Genomic DNA, 21,550 nt, shown 5'->3' on the forward strand with positions numbered 1-21,550 from the left:
CGGCTCCGCAAAGTGCGGAGTCCGGCACTGCCCCCCAAGGGAGATTCAATATGGCATCTGGCACCGTGAAGTGGTTCAACGCGGAAAAGGGCTTCGGCTTCATCGAGCAGGAGGGCGGCGGCGCTGACGTCTTCGCCCACTACTCGAACATCATCAGCAACGGTGGCTTCCGCGAGCTTCAGGAAGGCCAGAAGGTTAGCTTCGACGTCACGCAGGGCCAGAAGGGCCCGCAGGCCGAGAACATCGTTCCCGCCTGACTCTGACGCGAATCCTCGTGAGCCGGTGGCTCGCGCATCACGTGGCTGGGGCCCGCGCTCTTGGGGCGCGGGCCCCAGCTCATTGATTTTCCCGTCTTCCGGATTTCCCGGACCGCCGGCCGTCCCCGCCCCCAGCGGCCACGAGGCCCGGCTCTTTTTTCTTCGGCTCATTCTTGCGAATCCTCGTGCGGCCATCGCCGCCGGACGGAATTCCTCGATACGCCGCATCGAGGAAGGTTCTTCCATGAACCGCACCCCCCGTCACACCGGCACCGCTTCCGGCAGCCGCTTCCGTACGCAGGGGACGGGCCGTCAGGGCCCCCGTCCGGGTACCGGACGAAAGACCGGCCAGGGCGCAGGCTCCGGCCCGCGCCGACAGGAGTTCGCCCTGCCGGTCACCCTCACCGAGCCGCTGCCGGCGGTCGAGACGTTCTCTGAACTGGACTTGCCCGCAAGGCTGTTGGCCGCGCTCGGCGCCGAGGGCGTGACCGTGCCCTTCCCGATCCAGGCGGCCACACTGCCGAACGCGCTGGCCGGCCGGCACGTCCTGGGCCGAGGCCGGACGGGCTCGGGCAAGACGCTCGCCTTCGGCCTGCCGGTACTGGCCCGGCTGGACGGACAGCGGGCCCAGCCCCGGCAGCCGCTCGCCCTCGTCCTGGTCCCCACCCGGGAACTGGCCCAGCAGGTCACCGACGCGCTCACCCCCTACGCCCGCGCCCTGCGGCTGCGGCTCGCCACCGTGGTGGGCGGCATGTCAACAGGCCGCCAGACGAGTGCGCTGCGCGACGGCGCCGAGGTCGTCGTGGCGACGCCCGGCCGGCTCAAGGACCTCATCGAGCGGCGGGCCTGCCGGCTGGACCGGGTCGCCGTCACCGTGCTGGACGAAGCCGACCAGATGGCCGACATGGGTTTCATGCCGCAGGTGACCGCGCTGCTCGACCAAGTTCCCGCGAGCGGCCAGCGCTTGCTGTTCTCGGCCACGCTGGACCGCAACATCGACCTGCTGGTACGCCGCTACCTCCACGACCCCGTGGTGCACTCGGTCGACCCGTCCGCGGGAGCCGTCACCACCATGGAGCACCATCTGCTGCACGTGCGCGACGCCGACAAGGACACCGCCGCGACCGAGATCGCCGCACGCGAGGGACGCGTGCTCATGTTCCTGGACACCAAGCACGCGGCGGACCGGCTCGCCAGGCACCTGTTGTCCGTCGGGGTGCGTGCCTCGGCCCTGCACGGCGGCAAGTCCCAGTCGCAGCGCAACCGGACGCTCGCTCAGTTCAAGGACGGCCACATCACGGTGCTGGTGGCCACCAACGTCGCCGCCCGCGGAATCCACGTCACGGGCCTCGACCTCGTCGTGAACGTAGACCCTCCCGGCGACCACAAGGACTACCTCCACCGCGGCGGCCGTACCGCACGCGCCGGCGAGTCCGGCACCGTCGTGACCCTCGTGCTGCCGCACCAGCGGCGAGCGGTGGACCGTCTGATGGGCGATGCCGGAATCGCTCCGCGCACCGTGCGGATCCGCCCAGGTGAGGCCGAGCTGCAGCGCATCACCGGCGCCCGGACCCCCTCCGGCGTACCCGTCGTCCTCGCCGCACCGGTCGAAGGACGACCCGAGGGCAAGGGATCGGTCGGCCGGCATCGCAGGAGCCGGGCCGCCGGCCGTGAAAGGAGCGGCCAGGGAGCCGGCCGTGGCGGAAGCGGCCGGGCCGCCGCCCGGGACCGTCGCAGTGCGCCGAGGAACACGCCATAGCCCGAGCACGGGGAAACGCTCCCTGCGGGCAGGACGAGCCGTCGCCCGCCCTGCCCGCCCCGACGAAGAGGAGAAGCCCTTGACGCCGATTCCGCCCCGAACACAGCAGCCCGACAGCGCCGCCGGCACCGGTCTGACGGCCCGCGACGCCATGCACGCTCCCGGGCCGCAGGTCGACGACCACATGGCGGTCGACGTGGCCCTGTCCGTGCTCATCGGTGCGCGCGTCCCGCATCTGCTCCTCAGGGACGAGGACGGCCGGTGCACGGGTCTGGTCACCCGGGCCCAGCTCGCCGCGCACCGCGGCGGCTCCTGGTACATCGACCGGACGCGGCTGCGGGACATCCCGCTCGACCGCGGACCGTTCACCTCGTCCACGGCCATACTCGGCGAGGCGGAGGCCGCCATGCGGGTCCGGGCGCTGGACACGTCCCCCGTGATCGACGAACACGGCTACGCCCTGGGCGTGCTCGCTCTCACGCCCTGACCCTCGTCCGCCCCCGCCCGACCGCCGTCACCCGGTCACCGTCTCCGGCGTCATTCCCCATCTCGTGGAGGCAGCCATGCGCTGTGTCATCGCCCGGTACCCCTTCGACCTGACCAAGATCGAGGTCGAACAGTCCATGACCGGCGTACCGCCCGAACCCCTCACCGGCGTGTCCGTCACCATCGACCGCCGCGTCTACCCCGTGATGCAGGTCGGGGAAGTGATCACCAGGCAGAACCGCCGTGACTTCACGGTGGCCGAGATGCGCCGGGCGCTGACCCGGCTCGGCTTCGCCTGCCACGACGCGCGCCCGGTCGCGCCAAGCCGGGATGCGCGGGCGGACGACGACGCGCTCGGCTGGTGAACACTTCCCGGCCGATCGCCGCCGGGGCGGCTCAGGTCCTGACCGTGAGGTAGAGCCAGCCGCCCCACGTGGTCAGGTTGGTGTTGTCCTGCGTGCTGTGCACGTACTGCGAGCGCACCCGGAACTTCTGGTTGACCGCGTTGGTGAGGCTCAACTGCGTCACCCAGGTGCTGTTCGGGTCGAGGGAGTAGCAGCCCGAGGTGGTGAGCGTGTGCCAGGCGCCGCTGTAGTACTCCTGGGCCTGGAACTTCTCGCACTGGCCGGACTTGTTCGGTGTCACGACGGCGGTCACCCGCGGCTTCACCGTGTGGTGGTACACGCGGTAGGTGACGCCGCTGTACGTCGTGCTCGTGTAGTAGCCGCCCAGCGTCTCCGCGATCTTCACCTGGTCGTAGGCGGTGTGGGTGGCTGTGGCCGGGGCGTAGCGGTAGTCGCCCGCGAAGGACGCCGTGAACGTCGTGTTGCGGGTGAGCTTGTACGTGGCCGACAGGTTGCCGCCCGCGTCCACGGTGCCGGTCTTGACCAACGTCTTCCCGCCGCCGTAGGGCTGGGCGTAGAGCGAGACCGTACGGCCGTTGTACGTCGTGCCCAGGTGGGCGGTGACGGTGGCGGTGGCGCCGTACGCGTAGGAGGACGCGTTGGTGGTGACGGACAGGGCCGTCGCGGTCCGGGACACCTGGACGATCGCGGACGCGGTGGCCGCCTTGTGGGAGGCGTCGCCCGGGTAGCCGACCGTGTAGGTGTTGGCGCCACCGATGGACGGCGTGTCCTTGACCGTGATCGTGCCGTCGGCTCCGACGGGCACGGTCCACTGCGCGGGCGTCGTGGTGTGGGCGGCGTCCGTACGGGTCACGGTGACCGTCTCGCCGCTGTCGTACGGCGTGTCGCTCAGCGCGCCGCTGAACGTCAGCGCGGAGCCGCGGGTGGCGGTCGCGGGCGCGTTCAGCGTCAGGGCCGGAGCGTACGGGGAGACCTGGACGGACGCGTCGGAGGACGTCGGCTGGTGCGTGGCGTCACCCGCGTACGACAGGTGGTAGGTGAACCGTCCCGCGCGGTCCGGGTCGTCGGTGACGGTGAACTCGGTGGTGGCGGGGTCGACCGTGACCGACGGCAGCTGCGTCGTCTCCTGGGTGTCCTCGTTCGTCCGCGACACCTGGACGGTGGTGCCCTGGGGAAGGCCGCCGAGGTTCAGCTGGGTCATGAGCGAACCGGTGAAGACCACCGAACGGGGCGACGCCGAACTGATGTCGGGGAACGGGATGGTGGTGGACAACCTCGCCACGTGCACCGTCAGGGACGCCGTCGCGGCCCGGTGCGTCGCGTCGCCCGCGTACGTCACCTGGTAGGTGTGCGCGCCCTCGTCCTGGCTGGTGTCGCTGATGGCGAAGGTTCCGTCCTTGCCGACGGTGGCGTCGGGCAGGGCCGTGCCGTCGCGGGTGACCTGGAGCGACGCGCCGGCCGGTAGCAGGCCCCTGGTACTCAGCGAGCCGGTCAACGTGTACTGCTGGGTGGGAACCGCGTACTGCGGGGGATTCAGGGACAGTTGCGTGTCGGTGAGCTTGGGATCGCTCAGCACGTTGAGGGTGTAGGCCCCCGAGGAGTCCTGCGTGACGGCGTAGAGCGTCAGGCCGTCGGCTCCCCACCGCAGGCCGTCCGGGGTCAGGGTCCCGGACGGGAAGGTGACGTGGTTCTCGGCGAGGGTGTTCGAGCCGGCGTAGAGGTAGACACCGGCGGCCGAGCCCGAGGGGCTGCCGACGGCGATCGTTCCGTCGGTGTCCAGGGCGAGCGCGTTCGGGCCGGTGCCGCCGGTGAAGTAGACGGAAGGGCTGGCGACGGCGAGGTCCGCGGTGCGGTAGACACGGGCGGCGGGCTGCTGGGGAGCGGCGAGTACGACCTCGGTGCCGTCTGCGGTGACTTGGAGGCCGGTTGCCGTGCCGCCGGCGACGAGAGTGTCGGCCTTGACGGACGCCGCCTGGGAGGAGACGTCGAAGGTGGCCACGTGGCTGAGGTTCTGCTGCGGCTCCTCGGCCGCGAGCACACCTCCGCCCGTCGCGAGCAGGGGTGCGACCGACCAGTGCGACATCGAGGGCTGAGGTGTCGGCGCCGGGTCGGCGGCGGACGGATCCACCGATCCGATGGCGCCCTTGCCGTCGGCCGTGTATCCGTACCAGAGCCTGCCGCCCGCCACCGCGACGGAGGCCGGGGCGCTGCCCGTACCGGTCGAGTAGCGGGCGGACTCGGTGAGTTTCGCCGTGTCGACGGCGGCGACCGCGTCGCCGTCCGACAGCGCCGCGTAGAGCGTGGCACCGTCGGCGGACAGCGCCAGACCAGTGGCGCCCGGCTCGTTCTCGATGGTCGTGACGGGGGTGCCGGACAGGTCGGTCACCACGATGCCGGTCGAGCCGGCACCCTGGCTGAAGAAGATGTGCTGGTGGGCGGCGTCGACCAGCATGTGTGAGTAGTGGGACAGCGGCAGAGCCGCCGTGCTGTCGGCCCAGGCGGCGGAGCCGGTGAGGCCGACGGTGACAGTGGTCAGCCCCGCGACGACCGATATCGCCGCGGTGACGGAGACCTGCTTGAGGCTCATGGAGCTCCTGTTGAAAAGGTGAACAAGCAAGTCGGACGATAACCCCTGTCACTGACGAGGCTGTCTTCGCAGGCTCCTCCTTCCCCGCAGGAACAGGGAGTTTGCCCTGTTTCGCCGCCACGGCCACGCCGCCCCCCGCACAATTCCGCAGGTCAGCGCCTTTCACCCGGCCTGGTAAAAGGTTGGTGCCGATGGCGGCGGCGAGCCGGCGAGTGAGCCACCGTCAAGCGATCTGCTCCTCCGGCACATGTGCGGGCGGCATCTCGCGCCTTCGGCCCAGGTGCTGGTGCCCCTGGCTGCCTGGTGGGTCATGTCGGCACTGGGAGCGTGCTCTTTGGGCGACCCCGATCGTGCTCTCCCGTTGAGCGTTCCCGTCCCGTCCGCCGCACGGGAGTCTTCATGGCAGGCCGCGGCCAGCGGACGCGGAGCAGCTCTGGAGGAGGGAACGGATGCTCGACAAGGGGGCAGTTGCGCTCCCTGCCGTGGACGGCAGGGAGTTCAGGCAGGCCATGGGCAGGTTTCCCACGGGCGTCGCGATCGTCGCCTCCGGCGCGGGGACGAGCACCGAGGCGCTGACCGTGAACTCGGTGACCTCCGTCTCGCTCCACCCGCTCCTGGTCTCGGTCTGCCTGCGCCCCGAGGGACGCGTCTCCCGGCGGATCGCCCAGCGCCGGGAGTTCACGCTGAGCTTCCTCACCGCCGACCAGGAGCACGTGTCGGCACAGTTCGCCTCCCACGACCGGCCGGTCGGGCTCCAGGCACAGCGGCAGCTCGGCGATCTCGTGGGCCCGCGCGGCTCGGTCCTGGTCCACGAGGCCCTGGCCGCCATGGAGTGCACGGTGGAGGCGTTCCACAACGGCGGGGACCACGTGATCCTCCTCGGCCGTGTCGAGGGCCTGCACCTCGGCGACGCGGCCGGGGAACCGCTGGTCTTCCACCGCGGCGCCTACACCCGGCTCGCCTCGTACGCCGGCGCACAGGGCTGAGCATGGCCGGGCTCGCGACACGGGCCGGTGCGCCCGAGCGGCGACCGGGCCGGAAGAACGGGACCGAGCAACGACCCCCAGGCCGCCGACGCGGCCGGAAAGGTGCATGACATGGTGCACGCCGTCGCCGCGACCCGCGCCGGGATCACCGCCGGAATCAGGGAGATCGGCATCTGCGTCCCCGAACGCGTGGTGACCAACCAGGACCTCGAACGGACCCTCGACACCTCCGACGAGTGGATCCGCACCAACATCGGTGTGGAGACCCGGCGTTACGCGGATGCCGACGACTGGACCTCCGACCTGGGAAGCCGGGCCCTGCTGGACGCCTGTGGGCGCGCCGGCGTGCCGCCCGCCTCCGTCGACCTCGTCATCTGCGGTACGTACACCCCGGACCGCATGCTGCCCAGCACCGCCGTCACCATCATGGGCAAGGCCGGCATCAGCGGTACGCCCGGCTTCGACGTGAACAGCGGTGGCTGCCCCGGCTCGGTGTACGCGCTGGAGGTGGGCGCGAACTTCATCGCCTCCGGCGCCTACCGCCGCGTGGCCGTGGTCCTCAGCGACGTCAACACCAAGATCTTCGACCCTCAGGACCGCACGGTCGCCGTCATCTTCGGTGACGCCGCCGCCTGTTACCTGCTGGAGCCGGTGACGTCCGGCGCCGCCGGGATCGGCGCGGCACGGCTGGGCAGCGAGCCCTCCGGACAGTCCATCGGCTACGTCACCCGGGAGCCGCGTCACGACGCGAACGGGGAGCGGCGCCAGTCGGGATTCGGCGACAACTTCACCGTCATGGTGGGCCGCGGGATCCGCGACTTCGTGCTCGGTACCGTCCCCGGCCTGATCGAGAAGACGGTGGCCGACGCGGGGCTCGGGCTGGACGACATCGACTTCTACGCCCTGCATCAGGCCAACCGCCACATGGTGCACTCGATCCTGGACACCCTCGGTCAGCCGCGTGAGAAGACGCTGACGAACATCCAGCACATCGGCAACACCTCGGGCGCCTCGGTCCCGCTCGTCCTGCGCGATGCCGTCGACGCGGGACGGATCCGCACCGGAGACCGGGTCCTGTTGGCGGCGTTCGGCGCCGGCCTCAACTACGGGGCCCTGGTCGCGCGCTGGTGCGGCCCCGAGGACTTCGCCTGAACCGTTCCGTCCGGGCAGCGCGCGCCGACGCCGCCCCGGCCACCGCACACCAACCGCACACCGCACACCGCACACCGCACACCGCAGCGAGGGAGTCTGCATGGGAAGCGTGACAGGAAGCATCAGCATCGCGGCGCCGTTCGCCGAGGTCTACGCCGTCGTCTCCGATCCGGAGCGGCTGCCCGACTGGTGCACCGACTTCGCGCGCGCCGCGCGCAAGGACGGCGACCACTGGACGGTGGACACGCCGTTCGGCCCGGTCGAGGTCCGCTCCACGGCCGACCGCGGGACCGGGGTCGTCGACTACCGCGTGGTCTCCGAGCACGGCGACCACCGCGCGTTCACCCGGCTGATAGCCGAGTCCGACGACCGGACCGAGTTCGTCTTCACCCGCCTCTTCGGCGCCGGGGAGGGCGAGAACGAGGCGCCGCAGCTGCTCTCCGTCATCGAGGGCCGCCTCAAGAACCTCTCCTCGCTGTTCTGAACCGCGTCCGTGTTCCGAACCGCGTCTTCGCCCCGAACCGCTGTCCGACGTCCCGCATCGCTGCGCCCGTAGTGCTGCCGTCCCGCGTTCCTGGAAGGAAAAGCCCGTGAAGTTCGCCTGGATCGATCTGCGCAAGGTGAGTGCCGAGCACCGGGAGGCCGTGGTCGACGCCGCCGTCCACGCCCGCCTGGAGGGTGTTCTCGACGACAACCTGGACGTGCTCGCCTCGCTGCCGCCGACCGTCCTCAAGGTCCTGCTGCCGGCCCCCGGCGCGCCGCTGCCGCCCGAGGCCGCGGACGTCGCCGACATCGTCCTGTCCCCGGTCACGACGACCGAGGAGCTGGACAAGCTGAAGCTGACCGCGGGTGACGGCACCTCCGTCGGTGCCTTCGTCGACGTCATCGACGACCCCACGCTGCGGCTGGCCTGCGCCGCGGCGATCGCGCTGCCGAACACGCTGGTCAAGTTCCGCGACCCCACCAAGATCCCGCTGGAGATCGTGATCGCCGCGGCCGACAAGAGCCCGGGCCGGCTGATCTGCGAGGCCGGCGACCTGGAAGAGGCAGGGATCATCGTCGACGTGCTGGAGAAGGGCTCCGACGGCCTGCTGTACGGCCCGAAGGACGCGGGCGAGGTGTTCGCCCTGGTGGAGCTGCTCGGCGGCAAGACCCCGGACCTGGACCTGACCACCCTCACCGTCCAGTCCATCGAGCACAACGGCCTCGGCGACCGCGTCTGCGTCGACACCTGCACCCACTTCGGAAAGGACGAGGGCATCCTGGTCGGCTCCTACGCCTCGGGCTTCATCCTCGGCGTCAGCGAGACCCACCCGCTGCCCTACATGCCGACGCGCCCCTTCCGGGTCAACGCCGGTGCCCTGCACTCGTACGTCCTGGGCGAGGACAACCGCACCAACTACCTGAGCGAGCTGAAGGCCGGCAGCACCATCCTCGGTGTCACGGCGGACGGCAGGACGCGCCGCATCGTCGTCGGCCGGGTGAAGCTGGAGTCCCGCCCGCTGCTGACCATCCGCGCCGTCTCCCCGGAGGGCGTCGAGGTCAGCCTGACCGTCCAGGACGACTGGCACGTGCGCGTGCTCGGCCCGGGCGCCAAGGTGCTCAACGTCACCGAGCTGAAGGCCGGCGACCAGCTCCTCGGCTACATCGCCACCGACAAGCGCCACGTGGGCTGGCCGGTCGCCGAGTTCTGCATCGAGAAGTAGCCCACGGATCCCTCACCCCAAGCACCCCGTGGCCGTCGTACGGCGACGCGGGCGCCGAGATCAGGCCCGCCCCGGAAGCGCCCTTCCCCCCAGCGCTCCGGGGCGGGCCCCGTACCGAGTGGGAGGTGCCGCATGGCCGACACCGCACAGGCGACACACGACATGGGGCCGGCGCCCGGGACCCGGCTCGCGCCCTTCACCGTTCTGGTGGAGCGGGGGAGGCTGCGGTTCTTCGGGCAGGTGATCGGGCTGGAGGACACCGAGTTCACCAGCCTGGAGCGGGCCCGGGCGGCCGGACATCCCGACCTGCCCGTACCGCCGACCTTTCTCTTCGGACTGGAGCTGGAGCATCAGACGGGCACGGCCGGCCCTCTTGCGGTCGACCCGGCCCGGGTGCTGCACACCGAGCAGTCCTTCACGTACCACACCACGGCGCACGCCGGGGACGAGCTCGTCTTCTCCCCCGTGATCAGTGACGTGTACCGGCGTCGCGGCGGAACCATGGAGTTCGTGGTCCGCGACACCGCCGTCACCAGGCCCGACGGAACACCCGTCGCCGACCTGCACCAAGTGATCATGGTGCGGCATCCGGAGGCCGGACGATGAGCACGCCGACGCCCGCTTCCCTGATGGCCCCCGACCTCCCGGAACTGAGCCCCGGCGAGGTCACCCGGGCGAGGCTCGCCCTGTTCGCCGGTGCCTCCGGCGACCACAACCCGATCCACATCGACACCGACGCGGCCCGCGCCGCCGGCTTCGACGACGTCCTGGCCCACGGCATGCTCTCGATGGCCTTCCTGGGCCGGCTCGTGACCTCCTGGGTCCCCCTCGGCGCCGTCCGCTCCCTCAAGGCGCGGTTCTCCGCGGTGACCCCCGTGCACGCGCGGCCGCACTGCTCCGGGCGCGTCACCGCCGTCACCGAGGGTCCCGACGGGGAGCGCCTGTGCCGGATCGCGCTGACCGTGCGGCTCCAGGACGGCACGGTGACCGTGCGCGGCGAGGCCGTGGTGGCGGCCGACGCCCTGCTCGCCTCGGCGCCCTGACGCATCACCACCCATCCGAAAGGACATCAACCATGGCACGTTCCGTGCTGGTAACCGGAGGAAACCGGGGCATCGGGCTGGCGGTCGCCCGAGCCTTCCTGGCAGGCGGTGACAAGGTCGCCGTGACCTACCGCGGCAGCGCACCGCCCGACGGGATCTTCGGCGTACGGTGCGACGTGACCGACACCCGTCAGGTGGAGGCCGCCTTCAAGGAGGTCGAGGACGCGCACGGACCCGTCGAGGTCCTGGTGTCCAACGCCGGCATCACGGACGACGCGCTGCTGCTGCGGATGCCCGAGCAGCGGTTCACTTCGGTCCTGGACACCAACCTGACCGGCGCCTACCGGGTCTCCAAGCGGGCCGCGCGCAGCATGCTCAAGGGGCGCTGGGGCCGGGTGATCCTGATGTCCTCGGTCGCCGGCACCACCGGCACGGTCGGCCAGGTCAACTACGCGGCCAGCAAGTCCGGAATGATCGGCATGGCCCGCTCCATGGCGCGCGAGCTGGCCGCGTGGGGTGTCACCGTGAACGTGGTGGCGCCGGGCCTGGTGCTCACCGACATGGCCCAGAAGCTGTCCGAGGAGCGCCGGGAGGAGATGCGCGCCCAGGTTCCGCTCGGGCGCCACGGCAGCGTCGAGGAGGTGGCCTCGGCGGTGTGCTGGCTGGCCTCCGACGGTGCCGGCTACGTCACCGGTGCGGTCGTCCCGGTCGACGGAGGCCTGGGCATGGGACATTGAGCGCACGGCCGACGGGCCGGGGCACGCCGCTGGTACCGGCGCGCCCCGGCCCGTCGGCATGGACGGCCGGTGCGGTCACGGGATCGTCAGCACGATCTTCCCGAACAGATCGCCCAGTTCCATGCGGGCGAACGCCCGGTGGATGTCGCCCAGCGGGAACACCGAGTCGATGACCGGGCGCACGCCCTTGGCCACGCAGAAGTCGATCAGGGCACCCAGCTCCTTCTTGCTGCCCATCGTCGAGCCGATCACCCTCAGCTCGCGGTAGAAGATGTGCTGCAGTTCGCCGAGCGGCGGGTTGGGGCCGCTGGTGGCGCCGGAGATGACGAGCCGGCCGCCGTCCTTGAGCGCACGCACCGAGTGGGACCAGGTGGCCGCCCCCACCGTCTCCAGCACCGCGTCGACCCGCTGCGGCAGCCGTGCCCCCGTCTCGAAGGCGGCCTCCGCGCCCAGGGCGAGCGCCCGCTTGCGTTTGACGTCGTCGCGGCTGGTGACGAAGACGCGGAACCCGGCGGCCGAGCCGAGGACCACGGCCGCCGTGGCCACACCCCCGCCGGCGCCCTGTACGAGGACGGTGTCGCCGGGGCTCAGCGCCGCGTTGGTGAAGAGCATCCGGTACGCGGTCAGCCATGCGCCCGGCAGGCACGCCGCCTCCTCGAAGGTCAGCTCGGCGGGCTTGGGCAGCAGGTTCCAGCGCGGCACGGCGATCCGCTGCGCGAAGGTGCCGGGATACCTCTCGGACAGCATCGAGCGCCGCTCGTCCGGCCCGACGCCGTGGCCGCTCTCACCGATGACGGAGTGGATGACGACCTCGTTGCCCCGGTCGTCCACGCCGGCTCCGTCGCAGCCGAGGATCAGCGGAAGGTCCCGCGCGGTGACACCGACCCCGCGCAGGGACCACAGGTCATGGTGGTTGAGCGAGGCGGCGGCCAGCCGGACGGTGGTCCAGCCGTGTGGCACCTCCGGCTCCGGCACCTCTCCCAACTCAAGGCCCTCCAAAGGGTGTTGGGGATCGATACGGGCGGCGTAGGCAGCGATCATGGCGCGAGGCTAAGCCCCCGCGGCCCTCTTCCGGCTGCCCGGCGGGAGTCCCCCTTCGGCTGCGACGAAAGGGCACCGCCAACGGGTCTGTCCGCCCCGGCACCGGGACGAGAGGCTGGCGCGGCAGTACGGGGCACGGCACACACCCCGTGCAGGAAACGGACGTGGGACGAATCCGTCGCGCCGCCGGGCGAGACCCGTTCCGTGACGGCGCCGGACGCGCCGGGCCCACCGCGAGACCCCGTCCGCCCCGCACTGGCCATCCGGTGGTGGCGGTCCACCGCGGCCGTCACCACCGGCGGCGAGTCACCCGTTCAGCCGCCGTCGGCGGCGCCTGCCAGGAGGAGTCCAGACCTATGACGAAGGCTGCCAGTCTCGCCCCGTACGGCGTGGGGATCCGAGCCATCGGGGGGTACGTGCCCAGCCAGGTGGTGACCAACGCGGATCTCGAAGCGCGCCTGGACACGACGGACGCCTGGATCAGCGAGCACATCGGCATCACCACCCGGCGCTGGGCCGGCCCCGAGGAGCGCACGTCCGACCTGGGCGCCGCCGCGCTGCTCGACGCGTGCGAGCGGGCGGGCGTCAGCCCCGACTCCATCGACCTGCTCGTCTGCGGCACGTTCACGCCCGACCACATGCTGCCGGCCGCCGCGGTGGCCATCGCCCGCAAGCTGGGCCTGTCCGGCGTACCGGGGTTCGACGTCAACAGTGGTGGCTGCCCCGGCGGCACGTTCGCCCTCGACGTCGGTGCCAAGTACCTGATGTCGGGGCAGTACCGGCGCGTGGCCGTGGTCCTCGCCGACACCACCACCAAGACCCTCGACCCCGAGGACCGCACGGTCGGCGTGATCTTCGGCGACGCCGCTGCCTGCTACCTGCTCGAACCGTGCGCCCCCGGCACCGGCATGGCACCGGCCCTGCTGCGCAGTGACCCCAGCGCGTACGAGACCGCGTTCGTCAAGCGGGAGCAGCGCACCTGGTCGGCGGACGGGACCGAGAAGCTCTCCGGCTTCGGCACCAACTTCATGCACATGCACGGCCGTTCGGTGCGCAACTTCGCACTCGACACCATGCCGAACTTCGTCCTCGAACTGCTGGAGCACCACGCGATGACGGTGGAGGACCTCGACCTGATCATCTTCCACCAGGCCAACTACCACCTGATCCACCTCCTCATGGAGAAGATCGGGCTGCCCGCCGAGCGCACCCTGACCAATGTGGAGCGGCTCGGCAACACCTCGGGCGCGGGCGTGCCCCTGGTGCTGCGCGACGCCGTGGACTCGGGCCGGGTCAAGGCCGGCGACACGGTCGCACTGGTCTCGTTCGGGGCCGGGATGAGCCACGGCGGCACGGTCATCAGATGGACTGCCGAGGACGACTTCCTGGTGCCGGTCGGCTAGATGGACACCAAAGGAAGGATCGCGCTCGTCGCCGGCGGCACGTCCGGCCTCGGCCGCGCCGTGGCCGAGCGGCTGCTGGCGGCGGGTGCCGAAGTGGTCGTCATGGGACGGGACGCGGAGCGCGGGCGGGCCGCCACGGCGGAGCTGGGCGGTGGCGCCTCGTTCGTGGCCGGTGACATCACCGACCAGGACGACGTGGCCGCGGCGGTCGCCGAGGCCGAGCGCAGGGGCGGACCGCACATCGTCGTCAACTGTGCGGGTGCCACGGGTGCCGGCCGGGTCGTGGGCCGTGCGGGCCCGCTGCCCCTCGCCGAGTTCGCGCGCCTGGTCCAGGTGAACCTGATCGGCGCCTTCGACCTGGTCCGCACCGCGGCAGCGGCGATGACCCGCCGGCCGCACGCCGACGAGGACGAGGAACGCGGTGTCATCGTCTGCACGTCCTCCATCGCGGCGTACGACGGGCAGCAGGGCCAGGCGGCCTACGCGGCCTCGAAGGCGGGCGTCGTCGGCATGACCCTGCCGCTCGCCCGCGACCTTGCCGTACACGCCGTCCGCGTGGTGACGGTCGCCCCCGGCCTCTTCGACACCCCCATGTTCGCCGGGCTGCCCGAGCGGGTGCGCGGCGCCCTGGTGGGCGGCACCCCCTACCCGCGACGGCTGGGCCGCCCCGAGGAGTTCGCGGCCCTGGTCCAGCACATCGTGGAGAACCCCATGATCAACGGTGAGGTCGTCCGGCTCGACGGGGCCTCACGCCTCGCGACTACCTGAGGAACGGACGGAAATGGCCGACAGCACACAGTTCAGGTCCTGGCTCGAATCCCGTGTGGCGGACTGCGACGACGACGAGGTCTGGGCCGTCGGGGAGACCGTGGTCACCCGGCGCCAGCTGAGAAACCGCGTGGAGTACGAGCGTGCGGCGCTGACGTCGCGCAGCATCACCGAGGGCAGCGCGGTGGCCGTGCAGATGATGCCGAGCTTCACCCTGCTGTCGACCCTGTTCGCTCTCTGGTCCGTCGGCGCCCAGGTACAGCTCCTCGATCCGCGGCTGACCAAGACGGAGACCGCCCGGCTGCTCGACCTGTGCGAGCCGCAGTTCCACATCACCTCCGGTGATCTCGGCGGAGTGTTCAGCTCGTTCCGCGACGAGACGCCCGTGGAGGTGAACAGGCTGCGCCCGGGGCGTGCCGCCGAGTCCGGCCATCCGCTGGTGCAGTTCAGCTCGGGCTCGACGGGACTGCCCAAGGTGATCGGCCGCACCGGCGCGTCGCTGCGCGCGGAGATCGAGCGCTTCGCGCGGCTCCCCGAGATGCCACGCACGGGCGAGCGGGTGCTGCTGCTCAGCTCGATCATGCATTCCTTCGGCCTGATCGGCGGGGTCCTGCACGGTCTCGACGTCGGCGCCCCGCTGCACTTCAGCAGCCGGCCGCAGGCCCGGGACCTGGTGCGGATCATGGCCGAACGGGAGATCACGGCCGTCTTCGGCGTGCCACTGCACTTCGGCCTGCTGTGCCGCGCCCCGGACATCCCCGAACTCCCGGCGCTGCGACTGGCGGTGAGCGGCGGCGAGATCCTCGACGCCAAGGTCTACGAGGAGTTCAAGAAGGCCTACGGCATCGCCATCGGCCAGGCGTACGGCATGACCGAGACCGGGATCCTGGCGACGGACCTGGGCGGCCGCTACGGGCCTCCGGCCGTCGGCGAGCTGGTGCCGGGCATTCGGGCCGAGGTCAGGGAGAACACCCTGCGGGTCCGGCTGGAGGAGTCGCCGTACCTGTACGCGGATCGTGCGGACCGTTTCCAGGACGGCTGGCTCGACACCAAGGACCGCTGCGTGGTGCGGCCCGGCAGTGCGGCGCTGGAGATCGTCGGCCGCGCCGACTCCCTGGTCGCGGTGGGCGGTCTGAAGGTGGACCTGACGGAGGTCGAGCAGGTCGTCACCGAGCACCCCGCCGTCAAGGAAGCGGTGGTGGTGTTCGGCGAGTCGATCGAGGCCCATGTGGTGACCACCGGCCAGGTGTCCCGCGGCGAACTCCTCGGCTGGTGCCGGGAGCGGCTGGCGCCGTACAAGCTGCCGCGCGTCTTCCACTGCGTCGCCCGGCTGCCGCGCACCTCGAACGGGAAGGTCGTGCGCAATCCCGAGCTGCTGCACACCGCGAGGGCGCAGGGTCCGAGAATGCCGGTGTCCTGAGCGAACACAGCAAAGCGGAATCGTTTCCTCTGCGTAAATCGATCTCTGAGTGATCGCCTGAGCGCTCTAAGTTTGGTAGTGAACTTCCACCGGGACCGGTGGATGCCACTTAGGGGGATGCAGGTGCCACAGGACCATCGCCAGCGTACGAGGGAACAGAGAGCGTCCGCGCAGCCGGACGCCGCGCCGGCCGCCGAGGACCCGTCCGGCGGGACAGAGGCGCTGGATGAACTCGCCCTGGAGGCGGAGGCGGCCATCGCCCGGCTGCGGCAGTCCCTCGCGGCCCTGCCGCAGCCGGGCTTCGCGGTGAGCGGGGGACAGACCCTGACCGCGGAAGACCTGCAGCGGCTCCTCGCCCAAGTGACCACCACCGGGCCGGTGCTGGAGATGCGCCCGGGCGCGGGGGTGCGGCCCGAGCCGCTGAGAGGGCTCGACGAGTTCGAGTCGGAGCTGCTGGAGCGCGGCGTCGAGGTGCACACCCTGTGCCAGCACGTGACGCGTTTCGACCCGGACCTGCGCGAGGAACTGCGGCTGAGGGAGGAGCGGGGCGGGCTGGTCAGGACCATGGAGACGCTGCCGGGCTGGTTCCTGGTCATGAGTGACGCGCTCGCCCTGGTGCCGGCCCGGCACGGGTACGACGACACGGACACCGGTGACGTGTGCCTGGTACGCGATCCCGCGGTGGTCGGCGTGCTGCGCGCCGTCTTCACCGACTACTGGCTCCGGGCCCGTCCGTTCTCGCAGGGCCGCTGGCGCGGGTCGCAGATCGAGGACGTCTCCCAGGAGGTCAACGCCGTCATCATCCGGATGCTGTGCACGGGCGCCAAGGACGAGCTCGTCGCCAAGCGCCTGGGCATGTCCGTACGCACGCTGCGCCGCCGCATCGCCGACATGCTGGGCGGGCTGGGGGCGGCCAGCCGCTTCCAGGCCGGGTTCGAGATCGGCCGCTCCCTCGGAGACCAGGCGATCTGCGACGCGGAACGCCGTCTGGACGACAGCTTCGGTATCACCGGCTGAGTCCGTCAGGTTGCTGTCAGACAGGAACCTGAGGTTCTGCCGGGTGGATTGAGCCGGAGCGTTCCAGCAGGATGAATACCGGAGCGTTCCTCCGGCCGATGAAGTCCGGCGTCCCGCGAGAATGCGCAGCTCCACGCAAACGGGCCGCGCATTCCTAACGTTCGGTGCTCCACTGTCCTGCTGGATTCGGTGTGGTGCTACGGGGGTTGACATGTCGAATGCGATGCTGCTTGAGGACAATGACACCGCGACCACGAATGCGGAGTCCATACCCGAGACGAGAGGAATTCTCGTCGCCCTGTCCAGCGAACTGGTTCGCTGGGGACTCTGCAACATGCTCGAACGACTCGACCCGCCGCGTCCGGTGCAGCCGCACCACGACGTCGCCTCGGCGCTGCGGCTGCTGCGCGACGGACGGTACTCGCTGGTGATCGTCGACGCGACGGACGGCGAGGATGCCCTGCTGCGCCTGACCGAGGACGCCGGGAAGCTGGGGGTGAAGGTGCTCGTGCTGCTCGACCGTGCCGACGCGGCCACGGTGGAGCGCATCGCCGCCCTGCCGGCCGACGGGTTCCTGGTGCAGTCGGACCTCACGCTGGAGTGCATGAACGAGACGCTGCAGCGGCTCGACCGCGGCGACCTGCCGATTCCGGCGACCATGGTGCGTCAGCTCATGGCCCGGGTGCGCACCGGCGACTCCCGCTCGTACCAGACGCAGGTCCGGCTGACCCCGCGCGAGCAGGACGTGCTGCAGCTGATGGGCGAAGGGCTGAGCAACAAGCAGATAGCCCGGCGGTTCGGCATCTCGGTGCACGGGGTCAAACGGCATGTCACCAACGTGCTGGCCAAGCTGAACTGCCCCAACCGCACCCAGGCGGTGTCGGTGGCGCTCAAGCAGGGGCTGCTCGGCGATGGCTGACCGGGCCGGCTCGGCGAGTGTCCCGGCCGTCCACCTCAGCAGGGTGGACGCGCCGGGAGGCGAGGCGGCCCCGGAGATGGACGGGGCGCTCCTCAGCTCGGCCGAGCGGGCTCGCGCCGACCGCATGCCGCCCACCGCCCGCGCCGTGTGGATCCGCTCGCGCGTCCTGCTGCGGACGGTGGTGGGCCGGCACCTGGGATGCCCGGCCCACGAGGTGAGACTGGGCCGTGACCCGCTCGGCCGGCCGGTGCTGCCGGACGCGCCCGGCGTGCACATCAGCCTGGCGCACACCACCGGGTGCTGTGCGGTCGCAGTGAGCACGACGGGCCCGGTGGGCGTGGACGTGGAGTGGCTCCGGCCGGTGAGCCTGCCGGACGGAATGGCCCGGCGGATCCTCGGCCCCGCGGAGATCGAGGAGTGGGGCCGCGTCCCCGCCCCGGACCGCACGCGGTGGCTGCTGCGCCGCTGGACATGGAAGGAAGCCCTGCTCAAGGCCGAGGGCACCGGGCTGCCCGGAGGGCTGGGCTCCTTCCAGATCCGGCGCACGGCGGCCGGGCTGCGGGTCCACACCGCCCGGCGCGATCCGGAGCGCTGGTGGGTGGCCGAGGTCCCGGCCGGTCCACGGCACGTCGCGGCGGTGGCCTGCGACCGGCGGGTCGCCGCGCACTGAGAACGGCGGTCGGCCGGGCGCCGACATCGCGGAAACAGGACGCCGACATCGCGGAAACAGCACGCTGAAATCGCGGAAACAGCACGCTGAATTCACGGAGACGGCGCGCCGACATCGCGGGAAACCACGCCCGCTTCATGAATGTCCCCTGAGCACGGAGCGCTCTTTCGGCATGCCCGATCCCGCCTGTGCCGGAGGAAGAGGAAAACAGGATCCGGCAGCACAGTCCGGCACGACGAAAGGCATTTCAGATGGTCCGAGACGCGGAAGGACGGGTCGCGCGGCCCGTGCGCGCGGTATTGGTAACGCACCGCCAGGACGGCGGAATTCAGGCATCTCCGGTCTCCGCGCTGGCCATCGACGAGGACGTCTTTTTCATCACGTCCAGCGAGGTGACCGCCAAGGCCCGCAACCTACGGCGCGATCCGCGGGCGGCGCTCTGCGTCGTCTCGGAGAACTGGTACGGGCCCTGGCGGACGGTCGAGGGCAAGGCGGAGGTCCACACCCTCCCGGAGGCGTTCGAGGACCTCAAGGAGTTCCACCGGCTGCGCGACGGCGCCCGCCTCGGTGCCGGGCCCGAGGCGGACCGCCGGCTCCTGGAGACCTGGGAGGCAGAGGCGAAGGTGTTCATCGTCGTGCGCGCCGAGCGCATCGCGCGCGCCCCCTCGCTCGACGAGCTGGCCACCACCCTCGCGGCGCGGCGGTCCGGGCAGCCCCGCTGAAGGACCCCCCTCGCCGCGGTGTGCGCCGAGACAACCCCCGCTACCACACGCAGGTTTGACCACGTCCCCACTCACGGGAGAAAGAATGAAACGCATCGCACCCCTCGCCCTGGGCATGTTCGCCATCGGACTCGACGCCTTCGTCCTGTCCGGTCTGCTCCCGGGCATGGCCGGCTCCTTCCACGTGTCCCTGGGCGCGGTCGCCCAGGTCGTCACCGGCTTCACCTTCGCCTTCGCCCTGAGCGCCCCGCTGCTCGCCGTGGCCACGGCCAAGATCGGCCGCAAGAAGCTCGCGCTCTACGCGCTCACCATCTTCGCCCTGGCCAACGCGGCCAGTGCGCTCGCGCCCTCGCTGTGGGTGATGGTGCTCGTCCGCGTCCTCGCCGGTGCCATCGGCGGCGTCTACTCACCCGCCGCGATCGGCACGGCCGTTCAGCTCGTGCCCCCCGCCCAGCAGGGCCGCGCGCTCGGCACCATCATGAGTGGCCTGGCCGTGTCCACCATCCTCGGTGTGCCGGTGGGCGTGCTCGTCGGCACGCAGGTCGGCTGGCGCGCCGCCCTGTGGGTCGTGGTCGGCGTCATCGTGCTGGCCATCGTCGCCATCGCCGCGCTGGTCCCGTCCGTCGGCGCCACACCGACGCCCGGCCTCAAGGAACGCTTCGCCGTCCTCGGCGACGGCCGCGTCCTGGTGCGCATGGTCGTCATGTTCCTCTACGGCGTGGCGCAGATGGGCCTCGTCTACACGTTCCTCCCCGCGATCCTCCACGACAGCGCCGGCGTCTCCGTCAAGAGCCTGCCCGTCTACCTGCTGATCGCCGGCGTGGCCTCCTTCGCCGGCAACGCCCTGGCGGGTGCCCGCCTCGACAAGGGCACCTCGCCGAAGTCCATGCTCGGCGTGGCGCTCGCGGCCGTGGCGGCCATCATCGCCGTGTTCCCCTACGGAGCGTTCGACTCCGTCGCCGCCGGCGTCGTCATCCTCTTCTACGGGTTCGCGGTCGCCCATGTGCAGCTTCCGATCCAGTACCAGCTGATGCGCATCGTGCCGCAGCACACCAGCATCGTCGTCTCGCTCCTCAACTCCGCCATGTATCTGGGCACCGCGGCCGGTGCCGCGGTCGGCGGCGCGGTGCTCGCGGCCACCTCGACGACAGCGCTGACCTGGACCGGTGCCGCAGTGATCGCCGTCGCCCTGGCGATCAGCGTCGTCGTCAGGCAAGGCGACGCCCCGCGGGCCGCTCCGGGTGCGGCAGCGCCCCGGGAGGCCCAGCCGCAGGGCTCCGGCGCCCCGGCGGACGCCGCCTCCTGAGCGGGGCACTGCGCTCCCGGCAGCCGCCCGAGGAACAGGCAACCGCAGGAACAGCCAACCGCAGGACTCGGCGACCACGGAGGCCGAGCGCACACCCCATCCGGCATGCCCCGACGGGCCCGTCGCGCACCCCGCGCGACGGGCCCGTACGTGTCCCGCCCACGGCAGGGCCGGCTTCGGTGCCGGCCTCGGTGGACTGCCTGGTCGGCTACCTCCGATGGTGTGTCCGCGCGCCCCGCAGGAGCAGTCCTTTCGAGGATTCTGTGCCGGATCGGCCACCGAAAGAATCCCCTCAGTGTTTCCGCCACTTGGGGGTAGAACGAAGATGGTTGCGTTGACCACGGGCCTGGACGTCAGGCTCGCCCGGCTCTCCCGGCACCGCGCCGGTCATTTCCTGTTCGTGCCCATGGACCACTCGGTGGCCGACGGCCCGATCACCACCGCCCCCCGGTTCAACGAACTCGTGGGCGCGGTCGCCGCGGCCGGCGCCGACGCGATCGTCGTGCACAAGGGCCGCGCCCGCGCGGTCGATCCCCGGCTGTTGCACGCATGCGGACTGATCGTCCACCTCAGCGCCAGCACCCCGCACGCGCCCGACGGCGACGCCAAGATCCTCGTCGGGGACGTGGCGGACGCCGTGCGGGCCGGTGCCGACGCGGTGAGCGTGCACGTCAACATCGGCTCCGACACCGAGGCCGCGCAACTCGCCGACCTGGGCACCGTGGCCCGCGCCTGCCAGGAGTGGAACCTGCCGCTGCTGGCCATGATCTACCCGCGCGGCCCCCGGATCGCCGACCCGCACGTCCCCGCGCTGCTCTCACACGTCGTCAACATCGCCGCGGACCTCGGCGCGACCCTCGTGAAGACCACCTGGGCGGTGCCCGCCGAGAGCATGGCGGAGGTCACCGAGAGCTGCCCCATCCCGGTTCTGGTGGCCGGCGGTCCGAGCGACGGCGGCAGCCTCGCCGACTACGCGGCGGCCGCCCTGGACGCCGGCTGCCGCGGCCTCGCCGTGGGCCGCCGCGTCTTCCGGAGCAGCGACCCGGGCGCGGCCGTGCGCGAGGTCGCCGCCGTCGTGCACGGTGGCCGCTCCGCCCGTGCCACCGCCTCGCTGCCGCTCAGCTCCGTGATCGCCCGGGCGGGCGTCCCGGCCCAGATCTGAGCAACCCCTCGACCGTCAGCCCCACGACCCGAAAAGGGAGCCGA

General features: G+C 71.4%; 22 protein-coding genes. 20 read left to right on the top strand and 2 right to left on the bottom strand.

From position 1 onward, the window contains the following. The first annotated feature begins 50 nt into the window (after positions 1 to 50). From FB563_RS13370 to FB563_RS13385, 4 genes are all read left to right on the top strand, one after another. On the top strand, positions 51 to 257 hold the full coding sequence (locus FB563_RS13370; RefSeq protein ID WP_020943091.1) for a cold-shock protein: 207 nt from the start codon (positions 51 to 53) through the stop codon (positions 255 to 257). 244 nt (positions 258 to 501) lie between these two features. Further along, complete coding sequence (locus FB563_RS13375; RefSeq protein WP_055705146.1) at positions 502 to 2,016, top strand: DEAD/DEAH box helicase; 1,515 nt, start codon at positions 502 to 504, stop codon at positions 2,014 to 2,016. Between the two features lie 79 nt (positions 2,017 to 2,095). Further along, complete coding sequence (locus tag FB563_RS13380) at positions 2,096 to 2,503, top strand: CBS domain-containing protein (RefSeq protein ID WP_079048646.1); 408 nt, start codon at positions 2,096 to 2,098, stop codon at positions 2,501 to 2,503. A 76-nt stretch (positions 2,504 to 2,579) separates the two neighbouring features. Continuing rightward, entirely contained in the window at positions 2,580 to 2,867 is a 288-nt protein-coding gene (locus FB563_RS13385; protein WP_055705147.1) for an SCO5918 family protein, read from the top strand. A gap of 31 nt (positions 2,868 to 2,898) precedes the next feature. On the opposite strand, the gene FB563_RS13390 is transcribed toward FB563_RS13385, so the two are convergent. Then, positions 2,899 to 5,454, bottom strand: a complete 2,556-nt coding sequence (locus FB563_RS13390; RefSeq protein WP_055705148.1) for an NHL repeat-containing protein — start codon at positions 5,452 to 5,454, stop codon at positions 2,899 to 2,901. Positions 5,455 to 5,903: 449 nt separating this feature from the next. Between FB563_RS13390 and FB563_RS13395 the strand changes: the two genes are divergently transcribed. The 7 genes from FB563_RS13395 (at position 5,904) to fabG (ending at position 11,078) form a co-directional block, all read left to right on the top strand. Next, positions 5,904 to 6,440, top strand: coding sequence for a flavin reductase family protein (locus tag FB563_RS13395; protein WP_055705149.1), 537 nt, complete (start codon positions 5,904 to 5,906; stop codon positions 6,438 to 6,440). Between the two features lie 111 nt (positions 6,441 to 6,551). After that, a complete protein-coding gene (locus FB563_RS13400) occupies positions 6,552 to 7,592 on the top strand; it encodes a 3-oxoacyl-ACP synthase III family protein (protein WP_055705150.1) in 1,041 nt (346 codons plus the stop codon). A gap of 109 nt (positions 7,593 to 7,701) precedes the next feature. Further along, positions 7,702 to 8,076: an SRPBCC family protein gene (locus FB563_RS13405; RefSeq protein WP_159045469.1), complete on the top strand. Its 375-nt coding sequence runs from the start codon at positions 7,702 to 7,704 to the stop codon at positions 8,074 to 8,076. Between the two features lie 106 nt (positions 8,077 to 8,182). Then, positions 8,183 to 9,298 carry a 3-dehydroquinate synthase II family protein gene (locus FB563_RS13410; RefSeq protein WP_055705152.1) on the top strand — a complete coding sequence of 372 codons (1,116 nt, stop codon included), beginning with the start codon at positions 8,183 to 8,185 and terminating at the stop codon, positions 9,296 to 9,298. Positions 9,299 to 9,430: 132 nt separating this feature from the next. Further along, entirely contained in the window at positions 9,431 to 9,904 is a 474-nt protein-coding gene (locus tag FB563_RS13415) for a MaoC family dehydratase N-terminal domain-containing protein (protein ID WP_234357647.1), read from the top strand. After that, positions 9,901 to 10,341, top strand: a complete 441-nt coding sequence (locus FB563_RS13420; RefSeq protein WP_055705153.1) for a MaoC/PaaZ C-terminal domain-containing protein — start codon at positions 9,901 to 9,903, stop codon at positions 10,339 to 10,341. The genes FB563_RS13415 and FB563_RS13420 overlap by 4 nt, the downstream gene beginning before the upstream one ends. A gap of 32 nt (positions 10,342 to 10,373) precedes the next feature. Beyond that, complete coding sequence (gene fabG / locus FB563_RS13425; protein WP_055705154.1) at positions 10,374 to 11,078, top strand: 3-oxoacyl-ACP reductase FabG; 705 nt, start codon at positions 10,374 to 10,376, stop codon at positions 11,076 to 11,078. A gap of 75 nt (positions 11,079 to 11,153) precedes the next feature. Here fabG and FB563_RS13430 read toward each other — a convergent pair whose 3' ends face one another. Further along, positions 11,154 to 12,119: a zinc-binding dehydrogenase gene (locus tag FB563_RS13430; RefSeq protein ID WP_055705155.1), complete on the bottom strand. Its 966-nt coding sequence runs from the start codon at positions 12,117 to 12,119 to the stop codon at positions 11,154 to 11,156. 356 nt (positions 12,120 to 12,475) lie between these two features. Here FB563_RS13430 and FB563_RS13435 point away from each other — a divergent pair, with 356 nt between their 5' ends. The 9 genes from FB563_RS13435 to FB563_RS13475 all read left to right on the top strand — a co-directional run bounded on the left by FB563_RS13435 (position 12,476) and on the right by FB563_RS13475 (position 21,506). Then, positions 12,476 to 13,522 (top strand): 3-oxoacyl-ACP synthase III family protein, encoded by a 1,047-nt coding sequence (locus tag FB563_RS13435; protein ID WP_055705156.1) that lies wholly within the window; start codon positions 12,476 to 12,478, stop codon positions 13,520 to 13,522. Continuing rightward, positions 13,523 to 14,290, top strand: coding sequence for an SDR family NAD(P)-dependent oxidoreductase (locus FB563_RS13440; RefSeq protein ID WP_055705157.1), 768 nt, complete (start codon positions 13,523 to 13,525; stop codon positions 14,288 to 14,290). It begins immediately after the preceding gene. A 13-nt stretch (positions 14,291 to 14,303) separates the two neighbouring features. Continuing rightward, on the top strand, positions 14,304 to 15,710 hold the full coding sequence (locus FB563_RS13445; protein WP_055705158.1) for a class I adenylate-forming enzyme family protein: 1,407 nt from the start codon (positions 14,304 to 14,306) through the stop codon (positions 15,708 to 15,710). A gap of 123 nt (positions 15,711 to 15,833) precedes the next feature. Then, complete coding sequence (locus FB563_RS13450) at positions 15,834 to 16,727, top strand: helix-turn-helix domain-containing protein (RefSeq protein ID WP_142218675.1); 894 nt, start codon at positions 15,834 to 15,836, stop codon at positions 16,725 to 16,727. Between the two features lie 211 nt (positions 16,728 to 16,938). Then, positions 16,939 to 17,646 (top strand): helix-turn-helix transcriptional regulator, encoded by a 708-nt coding sequence (locus FB563_RS13455; RefSeq protein ID WP_159045470.1) that lies wholly within the window; start codon positions 16,939 to 16,941, stop codon positions 17,644 to 17,646. Continuing rightward, entirely contained in the window at positions 17,639 to 18,316 is a 678-nt protein-coding gene (locus FB563_RS13460; protein ID WP_055705161.1) for a 4'-phosphopantetheinyl transferase family protein, read from the top strand. Before FB563_RS13455 ends, FB563_RS13460 begins: the two co-directional genes overlap by 8 nt. A 287-nt stretch (positions 18,317 to 18,603) precedes the next feature. Continuing rightward, entirely contained in the window at positions 18,604 to 19,038 is a 435-nt protein-coding gene (locus FB563_RS13465) for a TIGR03618 family F420-dependent PPOX class oxidoreductase (RefSeq protein ID WP_159045471.1), read from the top strand. 85 nt (positions 19,039 to 19,123) lie between these two features. After that, positions 19,124 to 20,344: an MFS transporter gene (locus FB563_RS13470; protein WP_055705163.1), complete on the top strand. Its 1,221-nt coding sequence runs from the start codon at positions 19,124 to 19,126 to the stop codon at positions 20,342 to 20,344. A 325-nt stretch (positions 20,345 to 20,669) separates the two neighbouring features. Then, a complete protein-coding gene (locus FB563_RS13475) occupies positions 20,670 to 21,506 on the top strand; it encodes a 2-amino-3,7-dideoxy-D-threo-hept-6-ulosonate synthase (RefSeq protein WP_055705164.1) in 837 nt (278 codons plus the stop codon). Positions 21,507 to 21,550 lie beyond the last annotated feature (44 nt).

It is taken from the genome of Streptomyces puniciscabiei, from assembly GCF_006715785.1.
In the GTDB taxonomy this organism is placed as follows: Bacteria; Actinomycetota; Actinomycetes; order Streptomycetales; family Streptomycetaceae; genus Streptomyces; species Streptomyces puniciscabiei.

Bases quoted from the DNA above. Each gene is read 5' to 3' on its own strand.
- FB563_RS13390 (WP_055705148.1), bottom strand. From the start codon at position 5,454: ATGAGCCTCAAGCAGGTCTCCGTCACCGCGGCGATATCGGTCGTCGCG.
- FB563_RS13435 (WP_055705156.1), top strand. From the start codon at position 12,476: ATGACGAAGGCTGCCAGTCTCGCCCCGTACGGCGTGGGGATCCGAGCC.
- FB563_RS13460 (WP_055705161.1), top strand. From the start codon at position 17,639: ATGGCTGACCGGGCCGGCTCGGCGAGTGTCCCGGCCGTCCACCTCAGC.
- FB563_RS13445 (WP_055705158.1), top strand. From the start codon at position 14,304: ATGGCCGACAGCACACAGTTCAGGTCCTGGCTCGAATCCCGTGTGGCG.
- FB563_RS13475 (WP_055705164.1), top strand. From the start codon at position 20,670: ATGGTTGCGTTGACCACGGGCCTGGACGTCAGGCTCGCCCGGCTCTCC.
- FB563_RS13470 (WP_055705163.1), top strand. From the start codon at position 19,124: ATGAAACGCATCGCACCCCTCGCCCTGGGCATGTTCGCCATCGGACTC.
- FB563_RS13375 (WP_055705146.1), top strand. From the start codon at position 502: ATGAACCGCACCCCCCGTCACACCGGCACCGCTTCCGGCAGCCGCTTC.
- fabG (WP_055705154.1), top strand. From the start codon at position 10,374: ATGGCACGTTCCGTGCTGGTAACCGGAGGAAACCGGGGCATCGGGCTG.
- FB563_RS13385 (WP_055705147.1), top strand. From the start codon at position 2,580: ATGCGCTGTGTCATCGCCCGGTACCCCTTCGACCTGACCAAGATCGAG.
- FB563_RS13395 (WP_055705149.1), top strand. From the start codon at position 5,904: ATGCTCGACAAGGGGGCAGTTGCGCTCCCTGCCGTGGACGGCAGGGAG.
- FB563_RS13455 (WP_159045470.1), top strand. From the start codon at position 16,939: ATGTCGAATGCGATGCTGCTTGAGGACAATGACACCGCGACCACGAAT.
- FB563_RS13400 (WP_055705150.1), top strand. From the start codon at position 6,552: ATGGTGCACGCCGTCGCCGCGACCCGCGCCGGGATCACCGCCGGAATC.
- FB563_RS13420 (WP_055705153.1), top strand. From the start codon at position 9,901: ATGAGCACGCCGACGCCCGCTTCCCTGATGGCCCCCGACCTCCCGGAA.
- FB563_RS13370 (WP_020943091.1), top strand. From the start codon at position 51: ATGGCATCTGGCACCGTGAAGTGGTTCAACGCGGAAAAGGGCTTCGGC.
- FB563_RS13430 (WP_055705155.1), bottom strand. From the start codon at position 12,119: ATGATCGCTGCCTACGCCGCCCGTATCGATCCCCAACACCCTTTGGAG.
- FB563_RS13440 (WP_055705157.1), top strand. From the start codon at position 13,523: ATGGACACCAAAGGAAGGATCGCGCTCGTCGCCGGCGGCACGTCCGGC.
- FB563_RS13415 (WP_234357647.1), top strand. From the start codon at position 9,431: ATGGCCGACACCGCACAGGCGACACACGACATGGGGCCGGCGCCCGGG.